This is a genomic window from Dyella sp. NPDC103356, assembly GCF_055584465.1.
The window spans coordinates 354,418-377,576 of the sequence record NZ_JBVJLZ010000005.1; the positions used below are offsets into that span (position 1 = coordinate 354,418).

General features: G+C 63.0%; 23 protein-coding genes. 2 read left to right on the plus strand and 21 right to left on the minus strand.

Annotation, left to right across the window (positions count from 1 at the left end):
* Positions 1 to 40 precede the first annotated feature (40 nt).
* Positions 41 to 1,111, minus strand: a complete 1,071-nt coding sequence (locus ACZ6WW_RS14065; RefSeq protein ID WP_465274749.1) for an AraC family transcriptional regulator — start codon at positions 1,109 to 1,111, stop codon at positions 41 to 43.
* A 120-nt stretch (positions 1,112 to 1,231) separates the two neighbouring features.
* Here ACZ6WW_RS14065 and ACZ6WW_RS14070 point away from each other — a divergent pair, with 120 nt between their 5' ends.
* On the plus strand, positions 1,232 to 2,047 hold the full coding sequence (locus tag ACZ6WW_RS14070) for an acid phosphatase (protein WP_465274750.1): 816 nt from the start codon (positions 1,232 to 1,234) through the stop codon (positions 2,045 to 2,047).
* Positions 2,048 to 2,214: 167 nt separating this feature from the next.
* On the opposite strand, the gene ACZ6WW_RS14075 is transcribed toward ACZ6WW_RS14070, so the two are convergent.
* The 17 genes from ACZ6WW_RS14075 to ACZ6WW_RS14155 form a co-directional block, all read right to left on the minus strand.
* Positions 2,215 to 2,784 carry a HutD/Ves family protein gene (locus tag ACZ6WW_RS14075; RefSeq protein ID WP_465274751.1) on the minus strand — a complete coding sequence of 190 codons (570 nt, stop codon included), beginning with the start codon at positions 2,782 to 2,784 and terminating at the stop codon, positions 2,215 to 2,217.
* Positions 2,785 to 2,786: 2 nt separating this feature from the next.
* On the minus strand, positions 2,787 to 4,889 hold the full coding sequence (gene dinG, locus ACZ6WW_RS14080; protein WP_465274752.1) for an ATP-dependent DNA helicase DinG: 2,103 nt from the start codon (positions 4,887 to 4,889) through the stop codon (positions 2,787 to 2,789).
* A gap of 95 nt (positions 4,890 to 4,984) precedes the next feature.
* The gene (locus ACZ6WW_RS14085; RefSeq protein WP_465274753.1) at positions 4,985 to 5,641 is read right to left on the minus strand and encodes a DsbA family oxidoreductase; all 657 of its coding nucleotides are present in this window, start codon (positions 5,639 to 5,641) and stop codon (positions 4,985 to 4,987) included.
* A gap of 101 nt (positions 5,642 to 5,742) precedes the next feature.
* Positions 5,743 to 8,655 (minus strand): TonB-dependent receptor plug domain-containing protein, encoded by a 2,913-nt coding sequence (locus ACZ6WW_RS14090; protein WP_465274754.1) that lies wholly within the window; start codon positions 8,653 to 8,655, stop codon positions 5,743 to 5,745.
* Positions 8,656 to 8,932: 277 nt separating this feature from the next.
* Complete coding sequence (locus ACZ6WW_RS14095) at positions 8,933 to 9,439, minus strand: DUF1993 domain-containing protein (protein ID WP_465274755.1); 507 nt, start codon at positions 9,437 to 9,439, stop codon at positions 8,933 to 8,935.
* A complete protein-coding gene (locus tag ACZ6WW_RS14100; protein ID WP_281852825.1) occupies positions 9,436 to 10,731 on the minus strand; it encodes a TCR/Tet family MFS transporter in 1,296 nt (431 codons plus the stop codon). Before ACZ6WW_RS14100 ends, ACZ6WW_RS14095 begins: the two co-directional genes overlap by 4 nt.
* A gap of 97 nt (positions 10,732 to 10,828) precedes the next feature.
* Positions 10,829 to 11,167 (minus strand): EF-hand domain-containing protein, encoded by a 339-nt coding sequence (locus tag ACZ6WW_RS14105; RefSeq protein ID WP_281851672.1) that lies wholly within the window; start codon positions 11,165 to 11,167, stop codon positions 10,829 to 10,831.
* Positions 11,167 to 11,766, minus strand: a complete 600-nt coding sequence (gene folE / locus ACZ6WW_RS14110) for a GTP cyclohydrolase I FolE (RefSeq protein ID WP_281851673.1) — start codon at positions 11,764 to 11,766, stop codon at positions 11,167 to 11,169. The genes ACZ6WW_RS14105 and folE overlap by 1 nt, the downstream gene beginning before the upstream one ends.
* Before the next feature lie 82 nt (positions 11,767 to 11,848).
* Positions 11,849 to 12,703, minus strand: a complete 855-nt coding sequence (locus ACZ6WW_RS14115) for a hypothetical protein (RefSeq protein ID WP_465274756.1) — start codon at positions 12,701 to 12,703, stop codon at positions 11,849 to 11,851.
* A 254-nt stretch (positions 12,704 to 12,957) separates the two neighbouring features.
* Positions 12,958 to 14,400, minus strand: a complete 1,443-nt coding sequence (locus ACZ6WW_RS14120) for a DNA recombination protein RmuC (protein ID WP_465274757.1) — start codon at positions 14,398 to 14,400, stop codon at positions 12,958 to 12,960.
* A gap of 75 nt (positions 14,401 to 14,475) precedes the next feature.
* On the minus strand, positions 14,476 to 15,537 hold the full coding sequence (locus ACZ6WW_RS14125) for a DNA topoisomerase IB (protein WP_465274758.1): 1,062 nt from the start codon (positions 15,535 to 15,537) through the stop codon (positions 14,476 to 14,478).
* Between the two features lie 57 nt (positions 15,538 to 15,594).
* Positions 15,595 to 16,770, minus strand: coding sequence for a class I SAM-dependent rRNA methyltransferase (locus ACZ6WW_RS14130; RefSeq protein ID WP_465274759.1), 1,176 nt, complete (start codon positions 16,768 to 16,770; stop codon positions 15,595 to 15,597).
* 45 nt (positions 16,771 to 16,815) lie between these two features.
* Complete coding sequence (locus tag ACZ6WW_RS14135; protein WP_465274760.1) at positions 16,816 to 17,253, minus strand: hypothetical protein; 438 nt, start codon at positions 17,251 to 17,253, stop codon at positions 16,816 to 16,818.
* Between the two features lie 76 nt (positions 17,254 to 17,329).
* Positions 17,330 to 18,526: a glutathionylspermidine synthase family protein gene (locus tag ACZ6WW_RS14140; protein ID WP_465274761.1), complete on the minus strand. Its 1,197-nt coding sequence runs from the start codon at positions 18,524 to 18,526 to the stop codon at positions 17,330 to 17,332.
* Positions 18,526 to 19,095, minus strand: coding sequence for a DUF1190 domain-containing protein (locus ACZ6WW_RS14145; protein WP_465274762.1), 570 nt, complete (start codon positions 19,093 to 19,095; stop codon positions 18,526 to 18,528). Before ACZ6WW_RS14145 ends, ACZ6WW_RS14140 begins: the two co-directional genes overlap by 1 nt.
* A 64-nt stretch (positions 19,096 to 19,159) precedes the next feature.
* The gene (locus ACZ6WW_RS14150; protein WP_465274852.1) at positions 19,160 to 20,104 is read right to left on the minus strand and encodes a serine/threonine protein kinase; all 945 of its coding nucleotides are present in this window, start codon (positions 20,102 to 20,104) and stop codon (positions 19,160 to 19,162) included.
* Positions 20,101 to 20,538 carry a hotdog fold thioesterase gene (locus tag ACZ6WW_RS14155; protein WP_281851684.1) on the minus strand — a complete coding sequence of 146 codons (438 nt, stop codon included), beginning with the start codon at positions 20,536 to 20,538 and terminating at the stop codon, positions 20,101 to 20,103. The genes ACZ6WW_RS14150 and ACZ6WW_RS14155 overlap by 4 nt, the downstream gene beginning before the upstream one ends.
* 28 nt (positions 20,539 to 20,566) lie before the next feature.
* On the opposite strand from ACZ6WW_RS14155, the gene ACZ6WW_RS14160 reads away from it, so the two are divergent.
* On the plus strand, positions 20,567 to 21,655 hold the full coding sequence (locus tag ACZ6WW_RS14160) for a 2Fe-2S iron-sulfur cluster-binding protein (RefSeq protein WP_465274763.1): 1,089 nt from the start codon (positions 20,567 to 20,569) through the stop codon (positions 21,653 to 21,655).
* Positions 21,656 to 21,662: 7 nt separating this feature from the next.
* Here ACZ6WW_RS14160 and ACZ6WW_RS14165 read toward each other — a convergent pair whose 3' ends face one another.
* The 3 genes from ACZ6WW_RS14165 to ACZ6WW_RS14175 form a co-directional block, all read right to left on the minus strand.
* Positions 21,663 to 22,109: a rhodanese-like domain-containing protein gene (locus tag ACZ6WW_RS14165; protein ID WP_465274764.1), complete on the minus strand. Its 447-nt coding sequence runs from the start codon at positions 22,107 to 22,109 to the stop codon at positions 21,663 to 21,665.
* 88 nt (positions 22,110 to 22,197) lie between these two features.
* Positions 22,198 to 22,611 (minus strand): hypothetical protein, encoded by a 414-nt coding sequence (locus ACZ6WW_RS14170; protein WP_281851688.1) that lies wholly within the window; start codon positions 22,609 to 22,611, stop codon positions 22,198 to 22,200.
* A 62-nt stretch (positions 22,612 to 22,673) separates the two neighbouring features.
* On the minus strand, positions 22,674 to 23,141 hold the full coding sequence (locus tag ACZ6WW_RS14175; protein WP_281851689.1) for a YiiD C-terminal domain-containing protein: 468 nt from the start codon (positions 23,139 to 23,141) through the stop codon (positions 22,674 to 22,676).
* Positions 23,142 to 23,159: the final 18 nt, after the last annotated feature.

A 23,159-nucleotide genomic window follows, 5' to 3' on the forward strand; every position in this document is an offset into this window, starting at 1 on the left:
CCACCTCACGGGGGGCAAAGCGGCCAGCCTGCGACACGCTTTACGCCACCGTGCGCTTGGCCTGCTGCGGCGACATGCCGGTCCAGCGCTTGAATGCGCGGCGGAACTCGCGCGGATCGCTGAAGCCGATCTCGGTGCCGATTTCCGCCACGCTCAATGCACCGCCCTGGAGCAGTTCCAGGGCGCGCTCGGCGCGTACCCGGTCGTGGATCTCGCGGAAGATGCGTCCACTTTCGGCCAGGCGCCGGCGCAGCGATCGCTCGCTCAGGTGCAAGGTCTGCGCGACTTCGATCAAGCGCGGATGCTGGTTCAGGCGGCTGCGCAACAGGCGCTCGACCGAGGTCACGATCTCGTCGTTGGCATCACGGTTGCGCAGCTGCTGCGTGCACAACGCCAGCGATTGGCGCGCGGTCAGCGGGTTGTAGCCCGGCAGCGGAAACTCGAGCCACTTGGCGTCGACCAGGATGCGGTTGTGGGCACAGCCGAAGCGGACTTCGCACTGGAACACACGCTCATAGTCGGCGGCATTGGCCGGAGCGGCGTAGCTCAACTCCAGTCCCAGCGGCAGCAATTGCGGGCCGACCAGCTCGCGGGCAAACATCAGCGAACTGGAAAACAGCTCCTCGCTCAGGAATGGCAACAATTCGATTTCGCCGAAACGCGGCCACGCGCAAACCGCCACGGTATGGGCATCGACCACGGTAAAGTCCACATCCATCAGGCTGCCGCATAGCCGATGGTTTTCGATGCCTACGCGCATTGCATCGCCGAAGCTGCGCGATGTCATCATCGCCAGTCCCAGCAAGCCGAAACTGCCGACGGTTTCTTCGCAGCCGATCACCAGTCCTAAACTGGGTTCGTTGAAAGCGGCTATTGCGCGCCGGACCAGCGTGCGTGCCTGCCGATAGGAAATGCGCAGGGAGGGATCGAACAGCTGCGTGCGCTGCAAGCCGAGACCGGCGAACCAGCTGTTGCAGTCGATGCCGAGTCGGCGTGCACGCTCGACCAGGTACACCGGCACGTTGGGCGAGATATCGGCAACGAGATAGCGCGGGTCGCTTTCGTCCAGCACTCGGTTCGACGGCGCGATGCTACGAATGGCCTGAGCCATACCTTCCTCCCCGCCAGTCCCCACTGGCGCGGCCATGTTCTATCACGTGCCGGTCGCCGGCGGTTGGCACGGCGCACCATCGGGTTATGCTTGGGCGCTTCGATCGATGGCGGCTGACGTATGCAAATCCAATCTTTTTCGCGGCATATCACGGTGTTGGCTGCTTTGCTGGCCTTGAGTGGCTGCGCGACTACGCCAACCCCGGCACCGATGGATGCCAAGGGCAAGCCGGTGGGATATCTCGCGCCCAGCGAGCTCCCTGACACTACCCGGATTCTCCCGGCTGCGCCGGTCAAGGGTTCGGCCCGGTACGAGGCGGACCGCCAGGTTTTCCTCGAAACCCGCAAGCTAGAGGGCACGCCGCGCTGGGTGCTGGCGACTGACGACGTCGATCTGTCGGTGCCGGCCATGCTCAAGCATTTCAGCTGTGCCATGGATGCCGATCTGCAGGCCGAGAAACTGCCGCGCCTGACTGCACTGCTGGAGCGTGCCGATCGCGATGCCGACGAAAGTACGCGTGCGCCGAAACAGGCCAACAAGCGGCTGCGTCCGTTTCTGATCGACGAAGGGAATATCTGCCAGCCGAAGGAACGCCTGGCCAAGAGCTATGACTATCCGTCGGGCCACACGACCTGGGGTTGGACCGCTGGTTTGATCATGGCGCAGCTAGCGCCCGACCGCGCCAGCGAGCTGGATCTGCGTGCACGCGCGTTTGCCGACAGCCGTGTGGTCTGCGGTGCACACAATCTCAGTGCGACGCAGGCGGGCGCGATCAACGGCGCGGTGGTGTTCAACGCGTTGCAGGCCGTGCCCGCGTATCGAGCAGACCTGGCTGCGGCACGGAGCGAGCTGGATGCGTATCGCAAGAGTGGGCCGAAGCCGGACGGGCAGAAGTGTGAGGCTGAGCGGGCGTTGATTGTCACTGCGCCGTATTGAGGTTCTAAAACCTCTAACGCTCCCCTCGTCATTCCGGCGAAGGCCGGAATCCATTCCTCAACGTGATCGCTTGCCGAAGGTTGCCTGACGAGCGTCGCCTGGGGGATAGATTCCGGCCTTCGCCGGAATGACGAATAGGTGGGGCAGGCGCTCGGCGCCATCTGCAGCTATTTTTGGGGCACTCTTGCCAAGGCAACGGTGACGGCGAGCACTACATCGTCACTCGATAAGATCAGCACGGGATTGCCACTTGGGGCCAACCAACTATCACCGGCCGACAGAACACCGTCAGGCGTCGCGCATTGACCTGCCGCGCAATAAAGCAAGACCACACTGCGCCCGACGACATGCGAACCGCCACGCAGCACATCGATTCGCCCAGTCGCCTTCCCTCGCCGCAACATCAAATTGAAGTCCCGCGTCGCGCCGTCGACCAGTTTCACCTCGACATCGGCTTCGCCGGGAAACGCGAAGGGTTCGAACGGCACCGTCAGGTCATGGTGCTGCCGCTTGTCGAGCGTCATGATGAAGCCCGCGCCGTGCAGCAATGCAATCTGTCGATCGACACCGGGAAAGCTCGAAAACGGCGCCGCGCTATCCACCTCGGCCACGCTGACACGCCACAGAAACGCGTCGCTGCCGGCATCGGCCGGATAAACCGCAAGCTGTCGCGTGCGACCTTGGCCATTCTTCCAAGCCACACTCGGACAATCACGCTCGCGCAGAATGGACGACATCGCTACACCCGCTCGATCACGCGCTCGAACGGCGGCAAGGCACGCAGCATGCGCTCGCCATAACGCTTCACCACCACGCGCCGATCCAGCAGCACGATGCGCCCGCGATCGGTTTCGGTGCGGATGAGGCGGCCGCAATACTGGGTCAGCAAACGCGTCGCTTCCGGTACCGTCACTTCGATAAACGGATTGCGTCCACGCGACTCCAGCCATTCGGCATAAGTGGCACCGACCGGGTCGGTGGGGACGGCGAAGGGCAACTGAGTAATGACGACCGTCTCGCAAAGCTTGCCGGGGAGATCGAGGCCCTCGCCAAACGAGGCGAGCCCGAACAAGGTGCTGCCCTTGCCGGCTTCGATATCGGCGATATGTTCGGCGACCAGTTGCGCCTTGCCGAGCGAGCCTTGCGCACGCACCTTGCGCACATATTCGATTGGCAGTTTCTGCAGTACCCGATCCAGTTTCACGCGCGAGGTGAAAAGCACCAGGTTGCCGGCATCCCAATCCAGGTTGTCGGCCAGCCAGTCGGTGATTTCCTGGGTATGTTCTTCACGCGCATCCGGCAGCGAGCGCAACGCCGGTACTTCCAGCCGTGCTTGTGCTGCCAGGTCGAATGGCGAGGGCAGGCTCAAGGTGACCGCATCGTTGGGCAGCCCTACCGCATCGGCAAAGCCACGGAAATTACCGCCCGCGCTCAGTGTGGCCGAGGTCATGACCACCGCGCTGGCGTTATCCCACAGAATGCTACGCAGCAGCCCGCCGGCCGAGACCGACGAGGCATGGCAGATCAGCTGTTGGTCGACACTCATGGTGACCCAGCGCGCGAGCGGCGGCGAGCCGTCGCGATCGTCGCTCGACCACGCGCCCCAGGTGCGCGCCTGACGTTCGATGCGCTCCAGCGCCATGCCCAGCTCGCGCGAAATCGCCTCGTGCGTCGGGCCACCTTCGGTCATTTCCAGAATCGTGCGACGAACCGCGCCGATCCAGCGCTGCACTTCGCCAGTCAACAACGACAGCATGCCCGCATGCGCCACCCACGACTCCGGCAGTTGCCCGAGCGAGCCGCGATACATCGGTTCGTCGTCGTCCGGCGAGGGCAGCCAGGCGAGGCGGATATCTTTCTCCAGCTCTTCCAGCGCGTCGCTCAGCGCCTGCAATTTTTCATCGCCGGCATCGAGCGACAGCTTGCCGATGACTTCCTTGTCCGCCAGCGAATAGGCTGCATGAATCTGTCGACCCAGCCGGCTCAGCTGGCGTACGGCGATCTGCAGGTGCACATCGGCCGCACCGCGGTCGATCGCCTTGGCCGGCACATGATGGCCTTCGTCGAAGATATACAGCGTGTCGTCCGGCTTGGGCAGGATCACGCCGCCAAAGCCGTCTTCTTCGCGCGGCATGGTCAGGTCGGCCAGCACCAGATCCTGGTTGGCGACGATGATCTCGGCATCGGCCACCGCGCGACGCGCAGCAAAGAACGGGCACACCATGAACTGCCCGCAGCGCCGGCCGGTACAGCCGCCGGCGCTGGTGGTGATCATCGGGCGGATAAAGTCACTGACCGGTTGCGGCGCGGTATCGATATCGCCGTTCCAGCTACCGTCGTCGTAAGCCGTACGCAGCTTGCTCAATGCCTGCTTGTCGCGTTCCTGCGGCGGCTTGGACCACAGCGCAAGATCGGCGTCGAAACCGGCCAGGCCCATCTGGCCGCTGTCGTTGACGCTGTTGGCGGCCATCAGCAGGTTGCGCGGACACAGGTAGCGTCCACGCCCCTTGGCCAGCGCAACCTTCGACTCGATCCCGAGCAGCTTCAAATACAGCGGGATATCACGTTGTACCAGCTGCTCCTGTAGCGCGACTGTGGCCGTGGCGATCAGCAGCTTCTTTTTCTGCGCCCGCGCCACTTCGACGCCGGCAATCAGATAGGCCATCGATTTGCCGGTGCCGGTCGGGGCCTCGATCACGGCGGCGCCCCCGGCTTCGGCCAGGGCCTTGGCGACCTCGGCGATCATCTTTCCCTGCGACGCGCGCGCACGAAAGCCCGGCAACCCCTCTTTCAGGCGGGTATAGGCGGCGCGGATGGCTTCCTTGGTGTCGTCGGTCAGCATGGGGTCGGGCAGCGAGGGGAGGTCGCGCGCCCGGTGAACCGACGCGTCGACCGGTCATTGTAGCCGGTCGGCGGTCCTGACCCGACAGAGATGGCTCAGGCGGTTTCCGCGGCAATCCTGCGCAGCGTCTGCTCGAACACTTCCGGCGGCTGGCCGCCCTGGATCAAATAGCGTTCGTTGATGATGATCGAAGGCACCGAATGGATGCCCTGCGACTGGTAGAACCGCTCCTTCTCACGAACCTCGTCGGCATAGCGATTCTCGTCGAGCACCTGCCTGGCCTCTGCTTCGTCCAGGCCCACCGACGCGGCCGTACGCGCCAGCACATCACGCGCGCTCACATTCTCGCCCTGCGTGAAATACGCTTCGAGCAGCGCCTGCTTCAGGGCGGCCTGCTTGCCTTCCAGCTCGGCCCAGTGCAGCAACCGATGCGCATCGAAGGTGTTGTAGATGCGATCGCGCTTGTCCAGGTTGAAGGTAAAGCCCACCGCTGCACCGCGCTCGCGCAGCGCTTCCTGGTTCTGGGCGACCTGCGCCGGCGTGCTGCCGTACTTGTGCGCGATATGTTCAACGACGTTTTCGCCTTCGGGAACCATCTGCGGGTTCAGCTCGAACGGCTGGAAATGGATATCCGCGGTTATCTCACCGCCGAGCTTGTCCAGCGCAAGCTTTAACGAATTCAGGCCGACGGCGCACCAGGGGCAGACGACGTCGGAGACGTAATCGATTTTGAGGGATTTGGCTTCGGACATGGCAGTGCTCGCACGATGGGCTCTGCCGAAAATATGGGCGAAATGATGGGTATCAATAGCGAGGAAGGCCGATGAACCGGCCCTCCTCGCCTGTGTACTACTTAAAACTTGTAGTTAAAGCCTGCGTAGTAAGCGCGGCCAATGGAGTCGTAAAGAGCGGATCCAAATCCTGTGCCAAACAGATTCACCGGTGGGTTGCGATCGAATACGTTCGTAATGCCGCCGTAGAGCTGCCAGCCGCCTTTGAAATCGTAGCTGGCACGAACGTCATTGAAGAATCCGGCGCCGGCGCGGATAGGCGTGGTTTGCGTCGGGTTGGAGCGGTAGCTTTCGTTGTCGACGCGAAGCATCGAGGTGAAATAACGCATATTCCAGTTGAACACCCAGTTATGGACGCTGTAATTGGCGCTCAGCACGGCTTTCCATTTCGGATAACCCAGTACGCCATTGTTTTGGTACATGATGTCTGGATTGTCCTGGAATGGACGCTGCGCATAGGAAATGACACGCGTGGCATCCAGGCGCCAGCGCATGCTGCCCGGGCCCATGTCATGCGTGTAGTACGCGCCGAAATCGATGCCTGACGTGCTCAGCGATGAAATATTCTGATTCGTGGAACTGATGTACGTAAGTTCGTTGGTCGCCGGATCGCGCAATGCATTGCCGCAATAAACATTGCCGATGCCCCCTGGCGCATCCACGCATTGCTCGGCGGTTGCCTGGCCGCTGGGGGCGGAAATAGCGTTGTTGAGCCTGATGTTCCAGTAGTCGGCGGAAAAGCCGAGGCGGTCGATGAATGAAGGCGTCAGCACGATGCCGGCGGTCCAGGTGCGTCCGACTTCCGGCTTGAGATCCGGGTTGCTTCCCGATACGCCGTTGATCGTGGCGGAATTGGAAGAAACCCAGCCCGCCGGTATGCCAAGCGCCTGGCAGTTGGCTGCGCGCACGGCGGGGTTCGGACCATTCCTAAGCTGTGGCGCGGAGCAGGGATCGGTGATGCTGAAGAAGTTCTGCGTTTGTCCGCTGTAAAGCTCTCCGATGTTGGGCGCGCGCACCGCGCTGGACATGGTGCCACGCAAACGTACCGAATCGTTGATCGACCAATCCAGGCCCCAGCGCCAGGCTTTCGTGTGCCCGACGGTGCTGTAATCAGAGAAGCGCACGGCAGCGTCGAATGTCAGGTTCTGGGCAAACGGACGACCGGCAAGCAACGGCAGCGCGGTTTCGATGTAGCCTTCCTTGACGTCATAAGCGCCACCGGATGACGGAATCGCATTGAGAAAAGTCAGGCCCTGAACGTCAAGCGGGTCCGTATTCTGGCGGCTCGTCTCGCGGCGAAATTCCACGCCGGCCGCGATGCTTGCGGAGCCGGCATCTCCAGGCATCTGGAACAGGTTGTTGTTGACGATGCTGCCGCCACCGACAAACTGGGTCAGCTTCGACTTCGTGGTGGTAGTGGTGTTGAACCACTGGGCCGCTTGCGGGTTGATCGCGCCTGCACCGAAGATGCTGGTAGGCACGCAGCCTCCGCCGAGCGCAATGGGATTGAGCACGTCACCGGTATTGGGGTTGATGGAGTTGGGGTCGAGCGATGATCGGCAAACGATACTTCCGTTGGCGTCCCTGACCGCATCGATGGACGCGTAGAAGCGATCGTTGATGCGATTGTTGAGGTTATAGCGTGTTTCGCGCGTTTCGCCGTAATTGAGCGAAGCGTCGTACTGCCAGTCACCGGTGATGGTTCCGTTCGCGCCGATGACGGTACGGAAAGTATCGCGGGTCGTATCTTCCCCGCGGCGGCCGGCGTCGGTGTCGAATCGCGACACATTGATGCTGTCCAGGCCGTTGGCATCCATGAGTGCGGCAAGACTCGGTGAGATGAATGCATTGTCGCGGGTAATGACATATGCGCTACCGCCGCTGCCGAACGCCGGCTGGCGGTATGCCTTGACGTTCGCGTGGTTGTAGGTGCCCTCGAAATAGAGGTGTTGTTCGGGCGTGATGTCGAAGCCGCCAACGGCGCTTACCGTCGTGCGACCGAACTGCGGCTGCAGCAGTTGAACTTGATTGACATCCAGGCGGTCGCAGTCGGTGCATCGTCCGCTGGTGTCGTAAAGACCACCGAATCGCTGTTGGCGCACGCTTCCATCAGGGTTGAACACATAACGCTGATGGATGTCGGTGGCCCTGCCCAAAGAGAATGTGCCGCCTTCGGTAATACTGTAGCTGCCAGCGTTGGGATAAAGCACCGAATCGGTCGGGCTACCGGGTGTCTGTATCGTCGAATACGATTTATTGCCAAAACGGTCGCCGAATTCGAGCGAGCTTTGCTCACTATGTTCGACCGAAAAGGCAATATTGCCGCGGTTCTGAGCGAAGTTCATGCCGCCGGTCAGGGATACCAGGCCTTTGTTGAAGCCACCATGCTCGGAGGTGCCGTACTGCACGTTGAGCTGGGCGCCGGTGTAGTCCTTCTTGAGGATGAAGTTCACCACGCCGGTGACCGCGTCGGCGCCATAGACCGCCGATGCGCCACCCGTGATGATTTCCACGCGTTCGATCCAGTTCGCGGGAATCATGTTCACGTCGACAGCCGTGCTGCCGGCGCTTCCTCCAATGAAGCGACGTCCATTGACCAGCACCAGGGTGCGGTCCGGTCCGAGGTTACGCAAATCTTGCAAGCTCAGTCCGGCCGTCCCGATGTATTGGGTCGAGTTGCCCATGGTGAAAGACGTAGCCAACTGCGGCAGCGTCGTGAGCACATCGCCGACATTCACTGCGCCAGTAGCTTTAATATCGGCTGCGGAAATGACGCTGACCGGCGTGGGCGACACGATATTCGGATTGGAGATGCGCGAGCCGGTGACGGTGATTGCCTGCAGCTCGGTCGTCTTCTTCGAATTTTCGCCATCGCCTGCTGCCTCTTGCGCAAAGCCGGCGGTATTGCCCAGGGCTGCCATGCACGCGAAGGCCAGGACATTGCGGGTCTGGATACAGGCTCCAATGAGTTTCAACTTGTTCTCCCTAGAAAATGACACCAGACGCTAGATCTGGCTGACTGCATCGTCGATGTGCAGATGCTTGGCATTCGGATGCCAACGAAAACGATCGGGTGGTCAGTAGGCTGCTAACAGATCGTTAACGGAGAAATAGCTGAGAAATAGCGCAGGGAGCAATCGAATAAATCCGAAAAACCAGGCGGTACATTTATCGCGGGGAACTTACGGCGCCGTACATAAAAAAACGCTGCCCAAGGGCAGCGTTCGTCTGTAGCTGAATTGTCGGTAAGGCTTACGCCTTGCCGATGAAATCACTCTTGCCAATATCCGCACCCGCCACACGCAAGATCGCATACGCGGTCGTACAGTGGAAAAACAGATTCGGCAATACGAAGTGCAGCAGGTAGGCGTCGCCCTCGAAAGTCTGGTCGCCATTGCGCGTCTTGATCGTGACCTGGCGGGTTTCGCTGCCGTCGATCTGTTCGGGCTTGAAGGTCTTGATGTAATCGATGGCGCGCTCGATGCGGGCATGCAGCTGTTCGAAGGTGGTTTCGTTGTCTTCGAATTTCAGCAGCTCGGCACCGGCAAGGCGGGCGACGCCATTCTTGGCCATGTCGGTGGCGATCTGAACCTGGCGGGCCAGCGGCAGCATGTCGGGGATCAGGCGCGTCTGCAGGATGACGTCTTCGCTCACGCTGCGCGCACTCGTGTGCGCCTCACCCTTTTTCAACACATGGCTGAGGTTGGTGAGCGCGCGCAGGAAGACGGGGACGGACGCTTGGTACATCGATAAGGTCATGGGTGTGGCTCCGAAGGAGGCAGGGGTGGAATAGGTAAGGGCAGTGGGGCAACGTGGTCGTGATGGCGTGTGGCACGCAGTGCGATGAAGGTACCGATCACCAGCAGCACTGCGGCGAATACAAAAGCCAGCCCAGGCAGGTGCAGCGGCGTGCTCGGGCCGATCGAGAACGCGAAGACCTGGGCGAACAGATAGGGGCCGAAGATGCCGGCGAAGCTGCCCAGGCTGGTAACGGCGCCTTGCAGGCGACCTTGCTCGGTGGGATCGACCTGGCGCGTCATGATCGCCTGTACCGGCGGCCCGGAAAGGCTCCATAGCGCAAGCAGTGGAATGCCGATCAGGAACACCCAGCCGTGGGTCGCAAAACCCATGAAGGCAAAGGCGACGATGCCGCAAAGCATGCCCGCCACCAGCACGCGCCGTTCGCCGAAGCGCGCGGTCAGCCGGCCGGTCAGCATGGTCTGCACGGTGCCGTCGCAGAGGCCGACCAGCATCAGCACATAGCCGACGGCCTTCGGGCCCCAGTCGTAGCGATACTGCGCATACAGCACGAAGGTGGTCTGCAGGACGTAGTGCGCCAGATACACCAGGAACATCACGATTGCCATGCGCAGCAGCAGCGGATGGCGGGCGAGAAATTTCATCGCGCCGATCGGGTGCGCGCTATGCACCTCGAAGCGTGCGGTGCGGCGCTCCTTGGGCAGCGATTCGGGCAGTACGAAAAAGCCATAGAGGAAATTGCACATGGCCAGCCCGCCGGCGACCCAGAACGGCAGGCGCAGCGATACTTCGCCAAGCCAGCCGCCCAGGACGGGGCCCAGGATAAAGCCCAGGCCGAAGGCGCCGCCGAGCATGCCGTAAGCCTTCGCGCGATTTTCCGGCGGGGTGATGTCGGCGATATAGGCGTTGGCGGTCGTAAAACTGGCCGCCGTCATGCCGAGCAGGATGCGTGCGGCAAACAGCAGCCACAGGGTGGGCGCGAGCGCCAGCACGAGAAAATCGAGCGCCAGGCCCAGGTTGGAGATCAGGATGACCGGGCGACGCCCGAAGCGGTCGCTGAGCGCACCCTGGATCGGCGAGGAGCCGAACTGTACCAGGGCGAACACCGCACCGAAGACGCCGACCCACCAGGCCGCGTCGGCAATCCCGCCGCCGGCCAGTTGCTCGATCAGGTGCGGCAGCACCGGAATGATGATGCCGAACGCCAGCATGTCCAGCACGACCGTGACGAAAATAAATGCGACGGCGGCGTGGCGGCGTGATCCAGCGAGATGTGGTGTGGGGTGTTCCATGAAGCCGGCGAAAGTGGGCAATGGATGCGCACGATAGCGCAAACCACGCGTCGGGATGACGACACAGACCCGGCCGGCCTCATTGGCAACAGGCAAGTCAGCCCTGTGGCGGGGCCGCCAGCTCCTTGGCGTTCAAGTAGCCATCGTGATTGCGATCGAGCTTGTGGAACTGGCGACGCAGATTGTCCTGGTAACTTTGCAAGGTCACGGGCTTGCCGTGGCCACCGGGTAGTTCGTCAACCTCCAGTACGCCGTCGCCATTGCTGTCCATGCGGCGAAAGCCCGCGCTCATATAGTCGACGTATTCGGCTTCGCTGATCTTGCCGTCGCCATTGCTGTCCATCATGCGCAGATAGTCCGCGGGCGTGCGCGGGAAATCCTGCGCCATCGCAAACAGCGGCAGGCAAGCCGCGGCGATGGCGACAAGGCGGCGCATCAGCGGCCGCCGTGGATGCCGATGAACTGCAGAAACTCCGCGCGCGTACGTGCGTCGTCGCGGAATGCGCCGAGCATCTGGCTGGTCACCATCGACACACCGCGTTTGTGGACGCCACGGGTAGTCATGCATTCGTGACTGGCGTCGACCACCACCGCCACGCCGGCAGGATGCAGGTTTTCCTGGATGCACTGGGCGATCTGTGCGGTGAGTTTCTCCTGCACCTGGAAACGGCGTGCAAAAGCATCGACTACGCGCGCCAGCTTGCTGATGCCGACCACGCGGTTGGTCGGCAGGTAACCGACGTGCGCACGGCCGATGATCGGCGCCATGTGATGCTCGCAATGGCTCTCGAACTCGATGTCGCGCAACACCACCATTTCGTCGTAACCGGCCACTTCTTCGAAGGTGCGGCGCAGGTACTCGCCCGGATCCACCTGATAACCGCTGAACCAGTCGCGATAGGCCTTGACGACACGCTTGGGCGTGTCGAGCAGGCCTTCGCGGGCAGGGTCTTCGCCGGACCAGCGCAGCAGGATACGAACGGCCTCTTCGGCTTGTTCGCGGGTGACGTCGTTGGGTCCGGGGGAGTCGCTCATGCGTGGGGTCCGATACGTGCAAATTCAGCCAAGTGTAGCGCCGCTGCGCCATCGGGACACGCTGGAGGCGACTCCACGGTTTTCAAGGATCGGGCGCGTAGTGGCCCGGGAATGCCTGTGGTGTATGCACCGGCGCTGGCGGCAGGATGCCTCGTGCCACCAGACGTGCTCGCGTGTCGTAGTAGATCGTGACCACTTCGTCCGGGCTATCGGAGGCGCGTTGGAAGTCCACCGTACGTACCACCGAGTCTTCGCGCTCGCCATGGCCCGTACCCAGCGGGCCGCCGGCATCTGCGCTGGCGCGTTGCCGCATCGGAGCGTCCTGGGCCTGGGCGACTTGGGACTCGACGATCGACGGTGCGGGCATCGCCTGGCTCATGGGTGCCGCCTCGGGCATGGCTTGCGCCACCTTGGGCGCCGGCTGCAGGCGTTCGCGCACGATCGCCTGCGGCTGGGGCTCGGCTCTATACGCGTCCTCCTGCTCGACCGCTATCCGCTCGCGAAACACCGCTACGCCGATCACGCCGACATTGTCTGGCCGCCCGGTCAGCGCGGCGTAGCTGTGTCCGAGGTCGGTGAACAGAAAGTCGGCGACCTGCTGCTCGCTCTTGCGCCAGCCCAGCACGGAAAAGTGGCGATACGCATCCAGCGCATAACCTGGCTGTGACCACTGCGCGGTATCGCCGGAGATCGCATTGACGCCATCGACCGAGACGACACCCAGCAAGCGCGTGTTCCGTTGATTCTGCAGATCGACACGATAGCGATGGCCGGGTTCGCCCACCACGTAATACTGGCCATGAAAACGAATGACCGGCAGTTGCATGCCGGTATCGCGATCGATCACGTTCACGTCGATCAGACGCCCTACGGCATGCGCATCGACAGCCCATCCCAGGCCGGCCAGGACGGCCAGCGCCAACCACATCGGTTTCATAAGACGACTCCACCAGGCATCCGGCTTGGATGCGGGGGATGGAACGTGGGCGTTATCGTCGTGGGGTTAATTGGGTAAGGGCGTAAAGCCGGCCACTGCGTGGCCTGTAAAGTCGCGCTTGCAGCGCTGTAAAGAGTAAAGAGGAAAAAGCATTCCCACTCGCGCCACACTGCTTTTGCTCTTTCCTCTTTACCCTTTCCCCTTTCCCCTTTTACAGGCCACGCAGTGGCCGGCTTTACGCTCTTACATTCGTCCTATTCCTGTCCCTCTTCCTCATCGCCGCTATCGAGCAGGCTTTCGCCCAGCAGTTGCTGGGTCGCGCCATCGGAAAGCGTTTCGACGCCGCGCAACTTGCGCTCGATCGCACGCGTACGCTGCCCCGCGCTGCTGATGCTGTTGCGCACGGTATCGAGCTGTTTGCCGGTGCGTTCGAGCACGGTGGCGAACTTGCCGAATTCGCTCTTGACCGCGCCGAGCAAGGTCCAGACTTCGCTGCTGCGCTTGGCGATGGCCAGGGTACGAAAACCCATCTGCAGGCTGTTGAGCAGGGCGGTCAGGGTGGTCGGACCGGCAATCGTGACGTGATGATCGCGCTGCAGGGTCTCGAACAGGCCGGGGCGGCGAATGACTTCCGCATAGAGCCCTTCGGTCGGCAGAAACAGTACGGCGAAGTCGGTCGTGTGCGGAGGCGCGACGTATTTGCTGCGGATCCGCTTGGCTTCCTCGCGGATGCGTAGCTCCAGCGCACGTCCGGCCTGCTCTGCCGCCACTGCGTCGACGGCTTCCTGCGCGTCGAGCAGGCGCTGGTAATCCTCGATCGGAAACTTGGCGTCGATCGGCAGATACAACGGCTCTTCGTTGTTCGGGCCGGGCATGCGCACGGCAAATTCCACGCGCTCGCCGCTGCCGGGCACGGTGGCCACGTTCGACTCGTATTGTTCGGGCGCGAGCATCTGTTCCAGCAAGGCGCCCAGTTGGACTTCGCCCAGCATGCCGCGGGTTTTTACATTGGTAAGCACGCGCTTGAGGTCGCCTACGCCGCTGGCGAGACTCTGCATTTCGCCAAGGCCGCGCTGCACCGCTTCAAGTCGTTCGGACACCAATTTGAAGGATTGGCCCAGACGGGCTTCCAGTGTGCTCTGCAGTTTCTCGTCGACCGTTGCGCGCATCTGTTCCAGCTTGACGGCATTGTCGTCCTGCATTGCCTTGAGCTTGGTTTCGAGGGTCTGACGAATTTCGCCGAGACGTTTCTCGTTATCGCCCGTCAATGCGCTCAATCGCTGCTGCAGCAACTCGCCGAAACGGTTCAGGGCGAGCGAGGACTCTTCACGGCCGCGACGTGCGTCTTCGGTCAGGCGCTGCGCGAGAGTCTGCAAGCCAAGATCGGTGCGCTCGGTCAGTACGTCCATGCGTTGACCAAAAGCGTTGATGCGCTCGTGCTGCTGCTCGCCCATTGCGCTGAGTTGTTCCTGCACCAGTCCACGGAACTGACCCATGGTCTGGGCCAGCTCGCCGCGCCCTGCGCGCTGCTCCTGCGCCAGCACATCGCGCAGGTGCCGGTTGTCGTCCTTGAGCGCATCCAGGCGAGCTGCGAGCCCGGCATCGCCGCGGCCACGCAACAGCAATACGACCTGCAAAACCAGGACGATCACGGCGACGACGACCAGGACGGCCAGAAGAAGATCGGTAAGCGGCATCAGGAACATCCAGAGAGCATGGGGGCCAGTCTAAGCGACGCCGTCTCAGCTTGTGCGATTGGGCGGCTGGCGGCGCTATTTTAGCCGTTGCTGTCGGCGCAGGAAGCGTAGCGTCAGCTGTTCAAGCCGGCGTGGGTAGTTCACATCGGCGGCTGCCACTGCCCGGTGCAGACTGCCGTTGCCCCAGCCCGCCAGCACAGCCGGGTGGATATACGAGGCGCGACAAACTGCTGGCGTATTGCCCAGGACAGCGGCTACTTCCTGGATGGCAGTCAGGAGCAGGCTGCGCCGTGCGCGCTCGCCGCCTTTTTCCGGTAGCGGCACCTGTGCCAGCTGACGCACCGCCTGCACGGTGCCGCCCCAGGTGCGAAAATCCTTGGCGGTAAAGTCGTCGCCACAGGCCTCGCGCAGGTAGTCGTTCACCATGCCCGAGTCGATCGGCTGGGGCTGGCCTTGGTCGTCCAGGTACTGGAATAGCCGCTGGCCGGGCAGTTGTTGCACACGTCGTATCACTCGCAGCAGGCGACGATCGTCCAGCTCGATATCGCGCTCCAGGCCGCCCTTGCCGCGAAAATGCAGCCGCAGGCGGCCGCGTTCGCGGCGAACGTGACGCGAGCGCAAGGTGGTCAGGCCGTAGCTGTGATTGTCGCGTGCGTAGCCTTCATTGCCGACGCGAATCATGGTGTCGTCGAGCAGTCGTACAACCAGCGCCAGCACTTTTTCCCTGGGCAGGCCTGGGCGTGCCAGATCGCGACTGACGTGTCGCCGCAAGCGCGGCAGGCTGGCGCCAAAAGCGATCACGCGATCGAATTTGCCGCCATCGCGCACCGTGCGCCAGTGCGGGTGATAGCGATACTGCTTGCGTTTGCGGGCATCGCGCCCGGTAGCTTGCAGATGGCCGCGTGGGTTTGCGCAGATCCATACGTCGATATAAGCCGGTGGGACGGCCAGCGCACGAATACGGGTCAGCTCTGCCTTATTGGCGATGCGGCGGCCCTTGGTATCCACATAGCTGAAACCGTTGCCTGCGCGCCGCCGCCGGATGCCGGGCTGCTCGTCGGAGACATAGACCAGCCCGGCGTCGCGCGCCTGCTGGCGCGCTTCCTGGTCGGTCGTGCTGAGCTTGGCCTGAGGCATGCCCGGCCAGTGTGACCGGTGACGATCAAGCCGATGTGTAGGAACCCTGATGCTGCTTTAGAGCACGCGGCAGAATACGGCCTTCAGATAGCGCCCCTCGGGCACATCGGTGCGTACAGGGTGGTCGGTACCGGCGCCGGCAACATGCAATACCTGGATTTCACGCCCGGCGTTGAGCGCCACGCGGCGCAGCGTTTCAAGGAAATCCGCCTCGCTGACCAAGCCGGTGCACGAGCAGGTGAGCAACAGTCCGCCGGGCGGAATGACATCGAGCGCAAGGCGGTTCATCGCGAAGTATTTCTTCAGCGCGTCGATGATCTTGGTGCGATCGCGGGTCAGCTTGGCCGGGTCGAGGATCACCGCATCGTAGGTTTCGCCGCGCGAGACGGCCTGGCGCAGCCAGTCGAAAATATCCGCCTGCTCGAAACGTACCTCGACGTTGTTGGCCTGCGCGTTGGCGCGTGCGACATCGAGGATGCCGTTGTCCATGTCTACGCCGATCGCCTCTTTCGCACCCGCAGCCATCGCGTGCACCGCGAAGCCGCCGGCGTTGCAGCAAAGGTCGAGCACACGGCGTCCCTTCGCCAACTCCGCAAAGCGCTTGCGATTGTCGCGCTGATCGGCAAAGAAGCCGGTCTTGTGGCCCGAGCCCGGCGCGGCGTGAAAGCGCAGACCGTGTTCATGCACCTGCACCGCATCCGGCGCGTCCATCGCGCGACAATCGAACGACTCCTGCTTCTGCACGTGCGTCTCGGCGAACCAGTAAAGCCGTGCATTCGGAAAGTGCCGCAGCAGCGCCTGATGGATCGTCTCGCGGAAACGCCACATGCCGGCGGCAAAATACTCGATCACCAGGATATCGTCGTAGCGGTCGACGATCAGGCCGGACAGGCCATCGCCCTCGCTGTGCACGACGCGCCAGGCATCGCTGTCGCGATCGAGTTGCAGCACCTGCCGGCGCAGCGTCACGGCCTGCTCGATCCGCTTCTCGATCCAGCCAGCGTCGATCACTTCGTTCGCGTCGGTGGTCAACAGCCGTAGCGCGATCCGCGCGTGGCCATTCCAGAAGCCGCGTCCGACAAACCGCCCCTTGGCGTCCACGACATCCACCAGGCTCCCCGGTGGCAACCGGTCGGCCGGCTTGTGCACCTGGGCGGACCATATCCAGGGATGACCCGGCATGCGGTCGGTTTTGAGCGAGATGGTGGGGAGCGTGCTGGTGGCGGTATTCATCGGTGAATGATACCGCCCCTTGGTGTTTTGGCGTGCTTTGGATGTTTAGCGCAGGCGCAACACCAGCCAGGAGAGCAGCGCGAGCAGATTCAGGCCGATGCGCGAGACGGCTGGGCCGGCCACGGCAAGCACGAAGCCCTGGCTGCCGAAGTGCCAGTCGATGCTCAGGCGCGGCGACGATTGCACGGTGGCAAAGACATTGATAAAGGCCGTCGCGTGCAACGCGTAGCTGAATACCGGTGTGGCGATCAGCGGGATCTGCAGGACCTGTGCCCAGCTGGAAAACGAAACCCCACGCCCATCGCCTTCGAGCAGCAGCACGCCGGCGATCAGGATGAAGGCATACAGCAGCAGGCCGATCAGGGCGAGGATGGTGTCGTTGGTATTACCCAGCGGCAACAGGCGGTGCAGCATCTGGGCGACCCCGTAGAGGCCGCCGGCGATTTCGAAGATGCCGATCACACGGAACAGAATGGAGCGCACGAGCTTCGCCTCGTCCAAAAGCGGCAAGCTTAGCCTAACCGTGCCGGCTTGTTCCGCGCGCTCCCGTTCACCGCTACTACGCGATTAATGTGGCCTTCGGTGCAGCAGCGGAGCTATCGTCGATGATGGCGTGTGGCACAAAATGCGCGCTGTCCCGGGTGATCGGCGAGTGGTCTTCGCGCAGTCCCATGCCACAGGCGCGGTCGCCGACCACCCAGCTGCCGATCAGCATGTGGCGTCCATCGAAGCTGGGCAGGGGATGATAGGCCTGGCGGATGCAGGGGCCGTCGGTATACGGGCCGCTGGAATCGAGCGCGCTGCCATCGGGCAGTCGCATGGCGATATTGGCCCCTTCGCGCGAGTACAACGGCTTGCGTACCCAGCCCGGCGCAAGCGCGGTGGCATCGTCGAATACTGCCGGCAGCAGGTTGGGATGGCCGGGATGCTTTTGCCACAGCAACGGCAGGATGCCCTTGTTGCTGAGCACCGCCTTCCACGGTGGTTCGATCAGTTGCATGCCCGAGCGGGGCAGATAACTACCGAACTCCTCGCGCATCATGTCTTCGAGCGGATACAGCTTGAACAGGCAGCCGATCACCCGGTCGCCGAGGTCGGTAAAGCGTCCGTCGCGTGAGATGCCGATGTCTTCGATGGCGATCTCGCCGCAATCGATGCCCGCCTGGATCGCGCAATCGCGCAGATAGGCAACCGTGCCCTGGTCTTCGTTGGAGCCGCGCACGGCCGAGGCATAGAACGGCCGCGCGATGCGCGTGGCGATCGTGCCGAAGGCCTCGACCAGTGATTCGTAGATCGAGTTGAACTGATCGGCGCCGGCCGGCAGCGCGCCGCGCATCAGTTGCTGTTCCAGCCATTGCCACTGGAAAAACGCTGCTTCGAACAGCGAGGTAGGCGTGTCGTAGTTGAATTCGTAGAGCTTGGCCGGGCCGTTGCCGTCGTAGGCCAGGTCCATGCGGCCATACAGATGTGGGTCGCGCTTGCGCCAGCTTTCGGCGATCCAGTCCCAATGCGTGTCAGGGATATCGAGTTGCCGCATCGTGTGTTCGTTGCGCACGATGTCATCGACCAGATCGAGCGCCATATCGTGCAGCTCGGTGGTCGGCGCTTCGATATCGTCTTCGATCTCACGCAGCGTGAAGGCGTAATAGGCCGATTCGTCCCAGTACGGTTGCCCGGCTATGGTGTGGAAATCGAAACCGCTTTCGGCAGCAAGCTCGCGCCAGTTCGGGCGCTCGACAATCGGGACGCGTCGCATTATTCGCCCGATCCGCCGCGCGCGCCGCCGCGCGAACCGAAACCACCGCGGCTGCTGGTGACCGCGGTGTCAGGTGCGCTGGTAATGGTCGTCATGCTGCGGCTGCCGCCTGCATAGACACCGCCGCCACTGCCACCGCCACCGCTGCGATAGACCGAATTATTGCGATCGTCCGGTCGTTGCCATTGACCGCCGGATGTGCGGAACGCCGGCGCGCTGCTGAAGCCGGCCATTGGCGAGCCGCCGCGCAACATCTGCGAGATGAAAAATCCGGTCATCAACGGGCCGAAGAACGAGTGGCCGCTGCTATCGGTGCGTTGCTCGCATTTACCGGTGCCGTAATCGACCTCGCAGGTATCGCGGGAGGCGAATTGCGGGCTGTTTTCCGCAGCGTCCTTCTTGGCCTTGTCGAAGGCCTGCTGGCAGGTGGCGGCATCGTGCGTTTGCGCGGTGCAGCTTTCCACTGAGGTGTAGACGCCTTCGCGCGTGCTTTCGTCGTCACCACAGGCGGTGAGCAGCAAGGGCGTTGCGCTCATCAGCAGCAGGGCAGCGGTCCGTGATCGCTTCATCGTGCAGGTTCCTTTTCGCGAGACGACCAAGCATGCCTGTTCGCGCTTTCTTGCGAAAGTGCGGCTAAAGATCTTCGGCCAGCTCGTGCAGGTCGGCGATGTGCTGCTCCCACCAGCGTGGTTCGGCGGCAAAAGGGAAGGCTGCCGGGAAGGCGGGATCGTGCCAGCGCGCGGCGATCCAGCCGGCGTGATGCAGCTGGCGCATGGCGCGCAGCGCGGGAATCAGCGCGAGCTCGGCATAGTCGAACTCGCGCATCTGCTGATAGCCCTCCAGCAGGACGTCCATAGCGCGTTGATCGTTGGCGAGCATCCACAGGTCCTGCACTGCCGGCCCTGTGCGCGCATCGTCCAGGTCGACGAAATGCGGGCCGGCATCGGTCCACAGCACGTTGCCGGGATGGCAGTCGCCGTGCAGGCGGATGCGGCGTACCGGGCCGACGGCTTCGAAACGTGCGGCAACGGCCTGGTCGACGCGCTCGGCGGCCGTGCGATAGGCGGCCATCAGGTTCGATGGCAATAACGTGGATGCCAGCACCGCGCGCATCGGGGTGTCGATCAGATTGGCTCGGTCGAGTTGGCCACGCTGCGCAAACGGCTGGCGCGCACCGACCGTATGGATGCGTGCGATCAGACGACCCAGCCATTCGAGCTGTTCTTCGGATTCCAGCGAGGGTGCGCGGCCACCATGGCGTGGGGTCAGGGCGTAGCGATACCCCTCGCGATCGAGCAGGGTCTGGCCATCAAAGGCCAATGGCGCGACCACCGGAATTTCCGCATCGGCCAGTTCGCGCGCGAACGCATGTTCCTCGAGAATGGCCGCATCGCTCCAGCGGCCGGGCCGGTAGAACTTGGCGATGACCGGAGCGGCATCTTCGATACCCACCTGCCATACGCGGTTCTCGTAACTGTTGAGCGCGAGCAGTCGCCCGTCGGTCCACAGATCGCACGCCTCGACGGCACGCAGCACGCGTTCGGGATCGAGGTCGGTATACGGTGCGTCCAGGCTCAACTGGCGGCCTTCGCTGCCGGGATCACCGCCATGGTGATGCGCGACATGCACACTAGCTGTCCGGTTTCGTTTTCGATGCGAATCTCCCAGACCTGCGTGCTGCGGCCCAGATGCAGTGCCTTGGCCGTGCCGGTGACGGTGCCGCTACGCACGCCGCGGATGTGATTGGCATTGATGTCCAGCCCGACCGTGAGCTCCTTGCTCGGGTCGAGCGTGAGCATGGCGGCGGTGCTGCCGAGGGTTTCGGCCAGCGCCACCGAGGCGCCGCCGTGCAGCAGGCCATAGGGTTGGTGCGTGCGATGGTCGACCGGCATGGTGCCGCGAAGCCAGTCCTCGCCGATCTCGGTGACCTGGATGCCCAGGGTTTCGAGCATGGTGTTGGCCGCCCAGCCGTTGATACGCGCCAGGTCCGTGTCCTGCTTCCAGATCGCCATGAGTTGAATCCCGGTCAATAAGACCGCATTGTCGACCGACTGCCGTCGCCACGACAATGCGCCTGTGTTTACCGTTACCTTGAAAAATTCAGGCCGCCAGTTTCCGGTCGCCCCTGGCGAAACCGTGCTGGAGGCCGCGCAGCGCGCCGGTATTGCCTTGCCGTACTCCTGTCGTGCCGGCGTGTGCGGTAGCTGTCGGGCAGTCCTGGTGTCAGGCCGGGTCGACTATCCGCGCAACCCGCCACAGGCCTTGAGCGGTGAGAACCGGGCGAATCAGGCGATTCTGCTCTGCCAGGCCGCGCCCTTGAGCGACTTGTCGATCGAGGCGCGTGAAGTCACCTCGGTGAAGGACGTGGCCAAGCGCCAGCTCGATGTCGTCGTGACCGAAAAACGCCAGCTTGCGTCCGACGTGGTGGGGCTGCACCTGCAGCCGGCGCCCGGCGAGACGGCGCTTAACTGGTTGCCGGGGCAATATCTGGACATCGTGTTGCCCGATGGCAAGCATCGCCCGTTTTCGATTGCCGGCAATCCGCGCGCGGATGGGACGATCGAACTGCACGTGCGTCATGTGGCGGGCGGCGGCTTTACCTCATGGGTGGCCGACGGCCTGAAAGTCGGCGATGTGTTGCGCATCGAGGGGCCGCTGGGCACTTTTGTGCCGCGCGAGGACTCGGAGCGGCCGATCATCTTCATGGCGGGCGGTACCGGTTTTGCACCGGTGAAAGCCGTGGTCGAGCATTTTATCGAGCTGGGCAGTCGCCGCTCGATCGACGTGTACTGGGGTGCGCGCAGCGCCGCGGATCTCTATCAGTGCGAACTGGCCAAAAGCTGGGAGGCACAGGCAGCAGACCTGCGTTTCCATGCGGTGGTCTCCGATCCGGAGCGCGCACACGGTTTGCGCGAGGGGCTGGTCCACGAAGCGGTGCTGGAAGACCACCCCGACCTTGCCGGCTTCGACGTCTATATGGGCGGCCCGCCGGCGATGATCGATGCCGGACGCAAACTGTTTGCCGATGCCGGATTGCCGGCATCGCGCCTTTATTTCGATTCGTTCGAATACGCCCCCGACATACTGGCGCAGATTCTGGGCGGTCGCGCCGGTATCGCCGACGACTGAGGCGCTCTTACTTCTTGCCCTTGGCGACCGGCAACTGGGCCTGCTGCCATGCGGCGACGCCGCCACCGAGCACCGAGACCTTGGTGAAGCCGGCCTTGACCAGCCGCTGCGCCGCCTTGAGCGCCGCGCCGCGGCCGTCCTTGTCCATCACCACGACCGGCAGTTCCTTGGCGTTGGCCAGGTCCTTGCTCTCGGGGTCGAACTGGCTCATCGCCACGTGCTTGGCGCCGGGCACGTGGGCTTTCTCGAAATCCGCATAGGCGGACAGGTCGATCATCAACGGGCTTTCGCGGTTGATCAGCAGGGTGAGACCGGCTGGCGACAGCTCCTTGTACTTGCGGAACAGGCTGGCGATTTCCATCACGATCAGCGCGATCAGCACCGCCACGAATCCCGCCACCAGGGCGATATGGTTGTGGATGAATTCGGGCAGTTTTTGAAGAATGTCGCTCATCGATCTCAGGTTTCCGCGTGCGCGCCACAAGGCCGCGCTGGAGTGGGCAAAACGGAGATTATACCGTCCCGGGAGGTCAGCCGGGCGTTCAGTCCTTCGGGGACAGATCCGGCAGCCCGCTGGTCAGCCACCAATGGCCCTTGCCGTCGTAATGCCAGGTCTGGCGGTCGATCACCGTGCGCTCGGCCTGGCTGTGTATGTTGATCAGGTTGATCGTTACCACCTGACGCACTTCGTTTTCCCCGGCCGGGGTGGCACCCGCGCCTTCGTCGTAGTCGGTCACCCGGTACTGGTCGAAGCGGGAGATCTCGATGGGCGTCAGCGGATGCGCTTCGAGCACCTTCGGATCGATGAACTTCGATGCGTCGGCGAAACCGTCCCAGCGCACCGCGTGCTGATAGGCGTTGAGCGTCGTGGTCAGCACGTCCGAGCGCTTGTCGGTAGCGCAGCCCGTGAGCATCAGCGCACAGAGCGGGACGAGAACGGTCAGGACACGGCGCATACGGCATTCCCCAGGCTGCATGAAGACAAGGCCACCATTCTGCCATCAACCGCCGGCCGGCTTCAGCGACGTTTGGCCACAAAACGTCCGGTCATCGCGGCGGCGGGGCGACCCGCCTCGCCCGGGACCTCGGCAACGATCTCGATCCGCGCGCGGCCGCGCGCCTGCAGGGTGCCGAAGAAGGTCTCCCAGTCCGATTCGGAGGCCAGCCACGCCTCGCTGCGGAAATCCGACCACACCGGCGACAGATAGCGCACAGTGGATTCGGCGACGAATACGTCGCAATCCAGTCCACGGCGGCGTAGCGCCAGCTCCACCAGGCTCCAGCCGGCGAGCGTCATCGCGCTGGCCAGGCTGCCGCCGAACGCACAGCCCTTGTCGTTGATATTGGGTTTGAGCGGAGCGTCGATCGCGATGCGGTCACCATCGTAGGAACCCAGGCGCAGGTCCATGACGTCAGCCTGCGGGATATGACTGCGGGTGAAGTCGATCAGGTCCTGGGCCATCGGAATCAGTTCGGTGGTGCTCATCGGGCGACATCGTTTTAA

Coding starts and splice junctions, on each gene's coding strand:
- dinG (WP_465274752.1), bottom strand. CDS start 4,889: ATGCTGACCGACGACACCAAGGAAGCCATCCGCGCCGCCTATACCCGC.
- ACZ6WW_RS14170 (WP_281851688.1), bottom strand. CDS start 22,611: ATGCGCCGTGTCCTGACCGTTCTCGTCCCGCTCTGTGCGCTGATGCTC.
- ACZ6WW_RS14115 (WP_465274756.1), bottom strand. CDS start 12,703: ATGAAACCGATGTGGTTGGCGCTGGCCGTCCTGGCCGGCCTGGGATGG.
- ACZ6WW_RS14120 (WP_465274757.1), bottom strand. CDS start 14,400: ATGCCGCTTACCGATCTTCTTCTGGCCGTCCTGGTCGTCGTCGCCGTG.
- ACZ6WW_RS14165 (WP_465274764.1), bottom strand. CDS start 22,109: ATGAGCGACATTCTTCAAAAACTGCCCGAATTCATCCACAACCATATC.
- ACZ6WW_RS14100 (WP_281852825.1), bottom strand. CDS start 10,731: ATGGAACACCCCACACCACATCTCGCTGGATCACGCCGCCACGCCGCC.
- ACZ6WW_RS14095 (WP_465274755.1), bottom strand. CDS start 9,439: ATGACCTTATCGATGTACCAAGCGTCCGTCCCCGTCTTCCTGCGCGCG.
- ACZ6WW_RS14075 (WP_465274751.1), bottom strand. CDS start 2,784: ATGTCGTCCATTCTGCGCGAGCGTGATTGTCCGAGTGTGGCTTGGAAG.
- ACZ6WW_RS14130 (WP_465274759.1), bottom strand. CDS start 16,770: ATGAATACCGCCACCAGCACGCTCCCCACCATCTCGCTCAAAACCGAC.
- ACZ6WW_RS14105 (WP_281851672.1), bottom strand. CDS start 11,167: ATGCGCCGCCTTGTCGCCATCGCCGCGGCTTGCCTGCCGCTGTTTGCG.
- ACZ6WW_RS14140 (WP_465274761.1), bottom strand. CDS start 18,526: ATGCGACGCGTCCCGATTGTCGAGCGCCCGAACTGGCGCGAGCTTGCT.
- ACZ6WW_RS14125 (WP_465274758.1), bottom strand. CDS start 15,537: ATGCCTCAGGCCAAGCTCAGCACGACCGACCAGGAAGCGCGCCAGCAG.
- ACZ6WW_RS14085 (WP_465274753.1), bottom strand. CDS start 5,641: ATGTCCGAAGCCAAATCCCTCAAAATCGATTACGTCTCCGACGTCGTC.
- ACZ6WW_RS14065 (WP_465274749.1), bottom strand. CDS start 1,111: ATGGCTCAGGCCATTCGTAGCATCGCGCCGTCGAACCGAGTGCTGGAC.
- ACZ6WW_RS14070 (WP_465274750.1), top strand. CDS start 1,232: ATGCAAATCCAATCTTTTTCGCGGCATATCACGGTGTTGGCTGCTTTG.
- ACZ6WW_RS14175 (WP_281851689.1), bottom strand. CDS start 23,141: ATGAGCACCACCGAACTGATTCCGATGGCCCAGGACCTGATCGACTTC.
- ACZ6WW_RS14155 (WP_281851684.1), bottom strand. CDS start 20,538: ATGGCGATCTGGAAGCAGGACACGGACCTGGCGCGTATCAACGGCTGG.
- folE (WP_281851673.1), bottom strand. CDS start 11,766: ATGAGCGACTCCCCCGGACCCAACGACGTCACCCGCGAACAAGCCGAA.
- ACZ6WW_RS14145 (WP_465274762.1), bottom strand. CDS start 19,095: ATGAAGCGATCACGGACCGCTGCCCTGCTGCTGATGAGCGCAACGCCC.